Origin of the sequence: Plectonema radiosum NIES-515 (assembly GCF_025753815.1) — a bacterium.
Lineage (GTDB): Bacteria > Cyanobacteriota > Cyanobacteriia > Cyanobacteriales > Nostocaceae > Hassallia > Hassallia radiosum_A.
The window spans coordinates 1-2,112 of the sequence record NZ_JAOWRF010000034.1 but is presented as its reverse complement, the minus strand read 5'-3'; the positions used below and the strand labels follow the sequence as shown (position 1 = coordinate 2,112).

The following is a 2,112-nucleotide window of genomic DNA, read 5'->3' as shown; positions in this document are numbered from 1 at the left end:
CTTTGTTTGTGAGGAAACCTACCTCCGCAGGTTGTTTCATTAAGTCAGATTTTACTCACTCCTGGCGAATAGAATTCGCGGCTACACAGACGAAACCTGCCTCCGCAGGTTTTTTCATTAAGTCCACGGAGGTGGACTTTGTTTGTGTAGTAGCGAATTCTATTCGCCCAATTATCTGGAATTTTAGATTTTGGAGCCAAGGACTTTGGATACCCAATCCAAAATCCTCAAGCCTCATTTTATGAGTGGATGGGTTAAATCCACTCATCTCAAATCTAAAATTGTTTGACTAATGCTTTGAGCGCTGTTAGTAAACGTTGGTTATCTGATTTAGAGCGTACAGCAACTCGGAAGTAGCGATCGCCTAATTCTTTAAAACTAAGACAATCGCGAATGTAAATCTGATACTCCTTAAGCAATTGTTCTTGCAATTGGCAGACAGATTGTTGTGACTCAACAAGTAAAAAATTAGCAGCACTATGCAAAGGTTGCAACCCTGGTAATTTAGCTAAACCCTGAAAGAGTTGGTTTCGTGCAGGTGGTAGCCATTCCCAGGTTGCAGACTGAAACTCTTGATCGCCGAGTGCAGCAACTGCCGCTGCTGCTGCTAAAGTGTTAACGGGCCAAGGGTCACGCCACAACTGCCATTTAGACAAGCGCTCCGGGTGAGCGATCGCATATCCGAGTCGCAGTCCAGGCAGACTGTAAAATTTTGTTAGCGATCGCAAAACCACCAAATTCGGATATTTCCGAATTAGCGGAATTAGACTTTGTTCCTCATCCGGAGGCAGAAAATCCATAAACGCTTCATCCACCACCACCAAAGCAAACTGTTCCAAGTAAGGCAAAATTTCTTCTACCGAAAACAGCTTACCCGTTGGGTTGTGCGGATTATTCAGGAGTAACCCGCTTCTTGAAGGAGGGGAGGAGTGGAGGAGTGGGTCCGGGGGGGAGTGGAGGAAGCGTGGTGTGGAGGAGTGGAGGAGAAATTTTTCCTTGTCCTCCCTGTCCCCCCCTCTCCCTGTCCCCCCCTCTCCCCCTCCTCCCTTCAAATCAATCGGACACTCCAGCACTTTGGCATCATATGCCGCAAGCGATCGGTAATAATCGCCAAAAGCTGGAGTAATTAAAGTTGTTGCGGCTAGTTGTGAAAATTCTTTACCTGATAACGTAAGTAATTCTGCCGAACCATTACCCGGCAGAATCCATTCAGGCGGCAATTGATGGAAGTGACCCAGAGCCTGTCTCAGTTCACTGTAATCGGGGTCTGGATAGTGCTGTATATTACCCAATTGAGATGTAATAGCAGCGATCGCGCTGTTTGGAGGTCCCAAAGGGCTAATGCTCGCAGAAAAATCCAGAATAGCACTAGGGGGACAGCCAGCCAGTGCTGCTGCCCAAGTTAAATTTCCCCCGTGTGCTCTTTGCCGCATAAAAAAAGAGTTTCCTAAAAAAGAATTTATACTTTTGGGGGTGCAACTCTTTCTCTAAACATTTTGCCAGCGGAAAAAGCAGGAACCTTGGTTGCTGGAATTTCCATCTTTTCGTTTGTTTTCGGGTTGCGACCTTCACGAGCTTTACGTTCGCGTGATTCAAACGAACCAAAGCCCACCAGCGTTACCTTATCACCAGAAGAGACAGCTTCGATAATAGTTTCCAACGCCGCAGTTAAGACAGCATCAGCTTGCTTCTTCGTCACACTAGCCTTTTCAGCCACCGCATCAACTAATTCACCTTTGTTCATGTGAAACTCCTTGAAGTTTATTTTCGATTGTCTACGGACACGCTCATGAGCGCATCACAAGCGTAAATCTCTGTTTCGAGACTTACAAAAAGCGGACTTTGGGAGCATTCCACATAAAATGCCTGTAAATCCTGTAGACTGCACTTTTCAAAGAATCATTCTAAGGTGTAGTAGCCTGATGTGGATAGATGAAACCATTAATTTATATAGATTTCGGCATTTTTTCTTTTTATAAAGCGATTGTTTGACTAAAAACTAGGAATAAATACTTAGTTATGAGAGGAGAGGGGGAGGGGGGGAGAGGGGGAGGGGAGGAGGGGAGGAGTGGGGGAGGGGGGGAGTGCGAGACAAAGTAAATTATTTATTCT

Annotated in this window: 2 protein-coding genes; both read right to left on the bottom strand. The window is 45.6% G+C overall.

Features of this window, described 5'->3' with window-relative positions; all coding sequences use genetic code 11:
• Window positions 1-275: 275 nt before the first annotated feature.
• Entirely contained in the window at window positions 276-1,433 is a 1,158-nt protein-coding gene (cobD, locus tag OGM63_RS02085) for a threonine-phosphate decarboxylase CobD (protein ID WP_263743843.1), read from the bottom strand.
• Between the two features lie 26 nt (window positions 1,434-1,459).
• Entirely contained in the window at window positions 1,460-1,744 is a 285-nt protein-coding gene (gene hbs, locus OGM63_RS02080; protein ID WP_263743842.1) for a non-specific DNA-binding protein Hbs, read from the bottom strand.
• Window positions 1,745-2,112: the final 368 nt, after the last annotated feature.

Excerpts from the sequence above, each read along its gene's own strand:
- hbs (WP_263743842.1), bottom strand. The coding sequence starts at position 1,744 with ATGAACAAAGGTGAATTAGTTGATGCGGTGGCTGAAAAGGCTAGTGTG.
- cobD (WP_263743843.1), bottom strand. The coding sequence starts at position 1,433 with ATGCGGCAAAGAGCACACGGGGGAAATTTAACTTGGGCAGCAGCACTG.